The following is a 6,277-nucleotide window of genomic DNA, read 5'->3' on the forward strand; positions in this document are numbered from 1 at the left end:
CTGCCGCTGCGGGCCGCCGCGGGCGGAGTGCACGTCCGCCTCGGCTTCGCCGAGGCGGCCGCGGACCTGGCCCGGGCGGCCGGTGCGGGCGTGGCGGCGGCGGGCGCGGTCCTGCTCGGCCCGTCCGGGGAGCTCGCGGGGCGGATCGAGGCGGAGGAGTTCGCCCGACGACATGGGCTGGTCCGGGTATCGGCGAGGGCCGTGCGCGACTACCGGCGGCGCACCGAGCCTCAGGTGGAGCGCGCCGCCGTCGCGGACCTCCCGACCGCGGCAGGGCGGTTCCGGGCGCTCGGCTACCGCGGGACGAGCGGGTCCGCGACACCGGGTGCCGAGCACGTCGTTCTGGTGGCGGGCGCGCTCGGAGAACCGGAGCCGGTGCCGCTGCACGTCCACGCGGAGTGCCTCACCGGCGACGTCCTCGGGTCCACCGCCTGCGGATGTCGCCGGACCTGGGCGGATGCGCTCGCCCGGATCGGCGGCACGGGCCGCGGCGTGCTGGTGTACCACCGGTCACCTCATGCGCAGGCCTGCGGGCTTCGGCCAGATCCGGGAACGAACGACGCGGCCTGGACCGCCGCGGCCGTTCTCGCCGATCTCGGCGTGGACGCCGTGCTCCCGGTCGGGCTCGACCCCGCCGCGGCGGAGGTGCTGAGCGCCTTCGGGGTCGGCGTGTCCAGCGAGTTCTGCGCGGCGGTGGGCTGAGTCAGGACACCTGGCGGTCCGACCCGTCCCAATAGCGGGCGCGCAGCTCGCGCTTGTTCACCTTCGCCGCCGGGGTCAGCGGCAGCGCGTCCACCACGTCCACGCTGCGCGGCGCCTTGTACCGGGCGATCCGCTCGGCGCAGTGCGCCCGGAGCTCCTCGACCTCCGGGGCCGCGCACCCCTCCCGCAGCACCACGACCGCGTGCACCCGCTCGCCCCACTCGGGGTCCGGCACGCCGATGACCGCGCACGCCGCGACAGCGTGGTGGGTGGACAGGGCGTTCTCGACCTCGGCCGAGTACACGTTCTCCCCGCCGGACACGATCATGTCCTTGATCCGGTCGACGACGAACACGTAGCCCGCCTCGTCCATCCGGCCGCCGTCCCCGGTGTGCATCCACCCGCCGCGCAGGGCGGCAGCGGTCTCCTCAGGGCGGTTCCAGTACCCGAGCATCACGTGCGGGCCGCGGGCCACAATCTCGCCGACCGTGCCCCGGGGCACCTCCCGGTCCTCGGCGTCCACGATCCGCACCTCGGCGTAGGGGACCGCGCGGCCCGCCGAGCGGCGTAGGTCCCCGTTCAGGTGGTCCTCAGAGGTCAGGATGGTCGTGGTGGGGGAGAGCTCGGTCATTCCGTAGGCCTGGAGCAGCCGCACGCGGGGCAGGAGAGCCATGGTGCGGCCGAGCACCGCCTCGGAGATCGGCGAGGCGCCGTAGAGCAGGTGGTCCAGGCTGGAGAGGTCGCGCTCCCGCGCCTCGGGTGAGTCCACGAACATCTGGATCATGGTGGGCGCGAGGAACATGTCGGTGATCCGGTGCCGCTCCACCGCCTCCGCGACCCCCGCGGGCGTGAAGGCGGGCAGGACCACGTGCGTCCCGCCGACGAGGTTGCGGGCGATCCAGCCCGCCCCGTCGGCGAGGTGGAACATCGGGGCGCTGTGTAGCAGCCGCCCGCCGGGTGTCATGAACTCGCCGGTCGCCGCCGCGCCGAGGGCCGCCGTGACCAGGTTGGTGTGGCTGAGCATCACGCCCTTGGGCGTGCCCGTGGTGCCGCCGGTGTAGTAGACGGCGGCGAGCGCGTCCCCACCGCGGCGCGCGTCCTCGACGGGCTCGGCGCCGGCCACGAGCTCCTCCAGGCGCAGCGCGCCCGCAGGCGGCCTGCTGCCGGTGTGGATCACGGTGCGCAGGCCGGGGGCGAGCGCGCGCAGCTGCTCCACCTGGTCGGTGAAGGTGTCGTCGACGACCAGCACGCCGGCCCCCGCGTCGGTGAGCGAGAAGGCCACCTCGGCCGCGCTCCAGCGGGTGTTGACCGGGACGGTGACCGCGTCCGCCCACGGCACGGCAAGCTGCACGTCGTGGTAGTCGTCGCAGTTGAGGGCGAGAATCGCGACGCGGTCACACGGCTCGACGCCGAGCGCGCGCAGGGCCCCCGCGAGCCGGGCGACGCGGTCGTGGCACTCCCGCCACGTGCGGACGCGGTCTCCGAAGATCGTCGCCGCGAGGTCGGGTGTCTGCTGCACGGCGCGGTGCAGGGCCTGCGTCAGGTACATCGTCGTCCTTCCTGGTCGCGATCTCCGACGGTACCGTCCTTCACATGACGACGGTAGTGCGCACCTCCGGCCCGGCTCGCGGCGTAATTGGGGCAGAAGCATGACTCACCTCACGCTGGACGCGGAGTTCGTCGCGATCGCCCCGCGGCTGCGGCCCGCCGACCTGCGGGACCCCGAGCGGGCGCGGCACGTCCTGCGCCGCACCTTCGCCGCCATGCCCGCGCCGGACCTCACTGGCGTCGAGGTCACCGAGCGGGTGCTGCCCGGTGGGGTGCCCGTGCGGGTCCTGCGGCCGGCCGGCGCCCGGGAGCCCGCCGCCGTGCTCGACGTCCACGGTGGCGGGTTCGTGTGCGGCGAGGCGCGGGACGGGGACACGGTGAACGCCGACCTGGTCCGCGCCCTCGGAGTCACGGTGGTGAGCGTCGAGTACCGGCTCGCGCCCGAGCATCCCTATCCGGCCGGGCTGCAGGACTGCGACACCGCGCTGAGCTGGCTCGCCGGGCCCGGGGGAGTCGAGCTGGGCATCGACCCCGCTCGCATCGCGCTCCAGGGGTCCAGTGCCGGCGGTGGCCTCTGCGCCGCACTGGCCCTGCGGCTGCGAGACCGCGGTGGACCGCGCCCGGCCTTCCAGTACCTGTCCATCCCCGAGCTGGACGACCGGGCTGCCACCCCCAGCGCGCGGGCCTTCGTCGACACCCCGATGTGGACGCGGGAGTCTGTCGTACGCAGCTGGGACGCTTACCTCGGAGAGGGTGTGCGAGGCGGGGCGGACGTCTCTCCGCATGCCGCTCCCGCCCGGGCGACCGACCTGGCCGGGCTGCCGCCCGCCTACGTTTCGGTGATGGCTCTCGACCCGCTGCGGGACGAGGGCATCGCCTACGCACTCGGACTGCAGGCCGCGGGTGTGTCCGTCGAGCTGCACCTGTTCCCCGGCACCTTCCACGGTTCCGGATTGCTCCCCGCGGCGGTCTCCCGACGGGAGGCCGCGGAACGGGTCGCCGTGCTCGGAAGGGCGCTCCACCTCGACCCCGGGTGATCCTTCGTACGGGTGATGCTCTGCCGCTGAGCCGCAGCTCAAGGGCCTGCGCTGAGCCTTCTCGCGCCCAAGAAGGGGCAGGACGTCGGCGGGCTGCGAGCCCGCCCGCGACCAGCTCGCGCCGAGCGGCCGGGTCGGGGCGATCGAGCTTACCCACTCGAACCTGACCTACATGTTGGACGCCTGTCGGAAGTGGTTCCCCTTTCGCGAACGGGGGACTTGTCTGTCGCACCCTGCCTCACACGCAGCCCGTGGCGCGGGTGTTCGGGCACTACCTGCAGATGGTCGCGGGATATGCGATCACGACTGTCGGCGATCCCGAGCAGGTGTTCGCCGCGGTCGCCGAGACCAGGCCAACGTGGATGCTGGCCGCTCCGCAGACGTGGGACCGGCTCTGCCTGCGCCTGCGGGATCGGCTGTCCGGGATGGCGGATGCCGTCGAGGCGGTCACCCGCAGACTCGCACTGGCCCATCGCGGCGAGTGGGTGAGTGCCGAGCTGGAGCGGACCTACGAACAAGCCGACGTGCAGCAGCTCGGGGCGGTCCGGAGGGAGCTCGGGCTGGACAAGTGCGACCTGCTGCTCATCGAACCCCGGTCCGGCGCCGGCCACTCAGGACCTCCTGCTCGCGCTCGGTCTTCCGCTGGCCGAGTTCTGGGGTACACCCGAGACCGCCGGGCTGGCGACGATGCCACCGCCCGGCGCCGTTCGGGTCGGAAGCGTCGGCACCGCGCTGCCCGCCACCGAGACCCGCATCGCCCCGGATGGCGAGCTTCTCGTCCGCGGCCCGCACCTGATGCGCGGGTACCGCGGAGAGCCCGGCGCACCGAGGTGAGGGTCGGCCCTGATGGCTGGCTGCGCACCGGTCGTACAGCCGGGATGGACGAGGCGGGCTACGTCTGGCTCATCGGTCGCCGAACGAATTCCGTGCCGCGCCCTCGCGCGGTCCGCAGACACCCCTAGCCCCTACCAAGGAGACGTGCACGTGCAGATCGAGAACGCGATCGGACTGGTCACCGGCGGAGCCTCCGGGCTCGGCGGCGGCACCGCCCGCATGCTGACCAAACGCGGCGGCAAGGTCGGGATCCTTGACCTGCCGTCCTCGGCGGGGGCGGAGTTCGCGGCCTCGTTGGGCGAGAACGCACTCTTCTTGCCCTGCGACATCTCGGACGAGGCCGACGTCGAGAAGGCAGTCGGGGCTGTCGCCGAACACTTCGGCCGAATCAACCTGTGTGAACGCCGCGGGGATCAGCCCGGCCGCGCGGGTGCTGGTCGCAAGGGTGACCTCCACTCGCTCGACGTGTTCAAGAGGACGCTCGACGTCAACCTCGTCGACGCCTTCGACGTGCTGCGGCGAGCGGTGGCGGCGATGGCCCTCGTTCACGGCCGAAGGCTGGGTCGAGCGGGTGCGCACCGAGTCGGTCACCCACGCGATGGTCGTACCGACCATGCTCGGCCGGATACTGGACGTTCTCGAGGATCGGGGCGAGTCCCTGCCGTCGCTGCGTCACCTGTCCTACGGCGGCGGGCGGATGCCGGCTCCGGTCGTCGAGCGCGCGCTGCGGCTGCTGCCGCACGTCGATCTGGTCAACGCGTACGGGCTCACCGAGACCAGCTCCACCATCGCCGTACTGAGCCCACAGGACCACCGCAACGCCGTCGGCTCGACGGATCCCGTCCTCCGCGCCCGGCTCGGCTCCGTCGGCAGACCCCTACCCACCGTGGAGATCGAGATCCGGGACGATGCCGGCCGCGTCCTGCCTCCGGGCGAGCCCGGAGAGATCATGGTCCGAGGTGAGCAGGTGGCGGGTGAGTACCTGTCGCACACGGCGACCGACGCGGACGGCTGGTTCCCGACCCGAGACCGCGGCTACCTTGACGCAGACGGTTACCTCTTCCTCGACGGCCGCGCCGACGACGTCATCGTCCGTGGGGGCGAGAACCTTTCACCGCGCGAGATCGAGGATGTTCATCTCGCGCACCCCGCCGTCGCCGAGGTGATCGTGTTCGGTGTCCCGGACCCCGAGTGGGGCGAGGTCCCGTTGGCGGCAATCGTTCCGCCCGCGCCCGTCACCGACGACACGGCGCTCGAGGCCGAGCTCCGGACCCTTGTCCGTGCGCGGCTGCGGTCGGCCAAGACACCTGCGCGGGTCCACGTCCGCGACACACTCCCACACACCGACACCGGAAAGCCCCTCCGCCGGCTGCTGCGGCAGGAGCTCGGTGCCGTGTCGGGTAGTGCTCGCTGACGACCGCCTGAGCGCGATTCCGAGGGATCGGCAGGAGGAGGGGTGGAAGACGCCAAAACCGGCAACTCGCGTTTCGCCCGATACGGAGCTTCTCGACGAGGCGACCCGGCTCAGGCTCGCTGTAGGTCGTCTGCAGCGACGGATCCGTATCGACAGCTCCGATTCGCCTCCGCCTCTTCAACTCGCCGTGCTGGCCACCGTGACATCGCAGGGCCGGTTGACCTTGTCGGAGCTCGCCCGGTGCGAGGCGGTGACCGTGCCGACGATGTCCCGCGTCGTCAACGCCCTGGAACGACGGGGTCTGGTCACCCGAGCGACGGATCCCGCCGACGCCAGAAGGGCCCTGATCACGCTCTCGCCGAACGGCGCGAGCCGCCTGGCTGACGTCCTCGGCCGACGAACCGCTCTCGTGGGACGCCGCCTGCAACGGCTGGATGCTGAGGGCCGGAGGGCGATCAGGAAGGTGCTGCCACTTCTGGAGTCACTCCTCGAGGACGCCGTGCCACCCGCGCCGTGATCCGGTCCCCGCCGAACGCCAGGTCATGCAAAGGCCGATTTGGCCCCCTGGCCACAGTCGGGCTGCGTCCTCGGGGGTGGTGTACGAGCCCCTCGCTGGTGAGCGGCGTGGCGTCGTGACGTGAGACGGCGCCCGGACGAACCGGCGCAATGGCTACCGGCCCCGGGAGTGGGACACCCGCGCCGGCACCGTCGAGCTCGCGATCCCCAAGCTGCGCGAGGGCAC

At 72.6% G+C, this 6,277-nt stretch carries 6 protein-coding genes and 2 pseudogenes; 7 read left to right on the forward strand and 1 reads right to left on the reverse strand.

The genetic code is table 11. The annotated features are described in order from the left end of the window. On the forward strand, positions 1-702 hold a 702-nt coding region (locus AB0B41_RS42365), incomplete at its 5' end, for a 3,4-dihydroxy-2-butanone-4-phosphate synthase (protein WP_358212792.1). A gap of 1 nt (position 703) precedes the next feature. Here AB0B41_RS42365 and AB0B41_RS42370 read toward each other — a convergent pair. After that, complete coding sequence (locus tag AB0B41_RS42370) at positions 704-2,251, reverse strand: long-chain fatty acid--CoA ligase (protein WP_358212794.1); 1,548 nt, start codon at positions 2,249-2,251, stop codon at positions 704-706. Positions 2,252-2,351: 100 nt separating this feature from the next. Between AB0B41_RS42370 and AB0B41_RS42375 the strand changes: the two genes are divergently transcribed. The 6 genes and pseudogenes from AB0B41_RS42375 to AB0B41_RS42400 all read left to right on the forward strand — a co-directional run. After that, on the forward strand, positions 2,352-3,287 hold the full coding sequence (locus AB0B41_RS42375; protein WP_358212796.1) for an alpha/beta hydrolase: 936 nt from the start codon (positions 2,352-2,354) through the stop codon (positions 3,285-3,287). Positions 3,288-3,776: 489 nt separating this feature from the next. Continuing rightward, positions 3,777-4,121: an AMP-binding protein gene (locus tag AB0B41_RS42380; RefSeq protein WP_358212797.1), complete on the forward strand. Its 345-nt coding sequence runs from the start codon at positions 3,777-3,779 to the stop codon at positions 4,119-4,121. Between the two features lie 219 nt (positions 4,122-4,340). Then, positions 4,341-4,601, forward strand: a pseudogene (locus AB0B41_RS42385) (SDR family oxidoreductase); the annotation flags it as partial. Positions 4,602-4,692: 91 nt separating this feature from the next. Further along, positions 4,693-5,535, forward strand: coding sequence for a fatty acid--CoA ligase family protein (locus tag AB0B41_RS42390; protein WP_358212799.1), 843 nt, complete (start codon positions 4,693-4,695; stop codon positions 5,533-5,535). Further along, positions 5,525-6,052, forward strand: coding sequence for a MarR family transcriptional regulator (locus AB0B41_RS42395; RefSeq protein ID WP_358212801.1), 528 nt, complete (start codon positions 5,525-5,527; stop codon positions 6,050-6,052). The genes AB0B41_RS42390 and AB0B41_RS42395 overlap by 11 nt, the downstream gene beginning before the upstream one ends. Before the next feature lie 133 nt (positions 6,053-6,185). Beyond that, positions 6,186-6,277 (forward strand): annotated as a pseudogene (locus AB0B41_RS42400) (transposase); the annotation flags it as partial.

Origin of the sequence: Pseudonocardia sp. NPDC049154, from assembly GCF_040648315.1 — a bacterium.
Classification (GTDB): Bacteria; Actinomycetota; Actinomycetes; order Mycobacteriales; family Pseudonocardiaceae; genus Pseudonocardia.

What these genes read in the sequence shown, in the direction of transcription:
- AB0B41_RS42370 (WP_358212794.1), bottom strand. Translation starts at nt 2,251, where the DNA reads ATGTACCTGACGCAGGCCCTGCACCGCGCCGTGCAGCAGACACCCGAC.
- AB0B41_RS42375 (WP_358212796.1), top strand. Translation starts at nt 2,352, where the DNA reads ATGACTCACCTCACGCTGGACGCGGAGTTCGTCGCGATCGCCCCGCGG.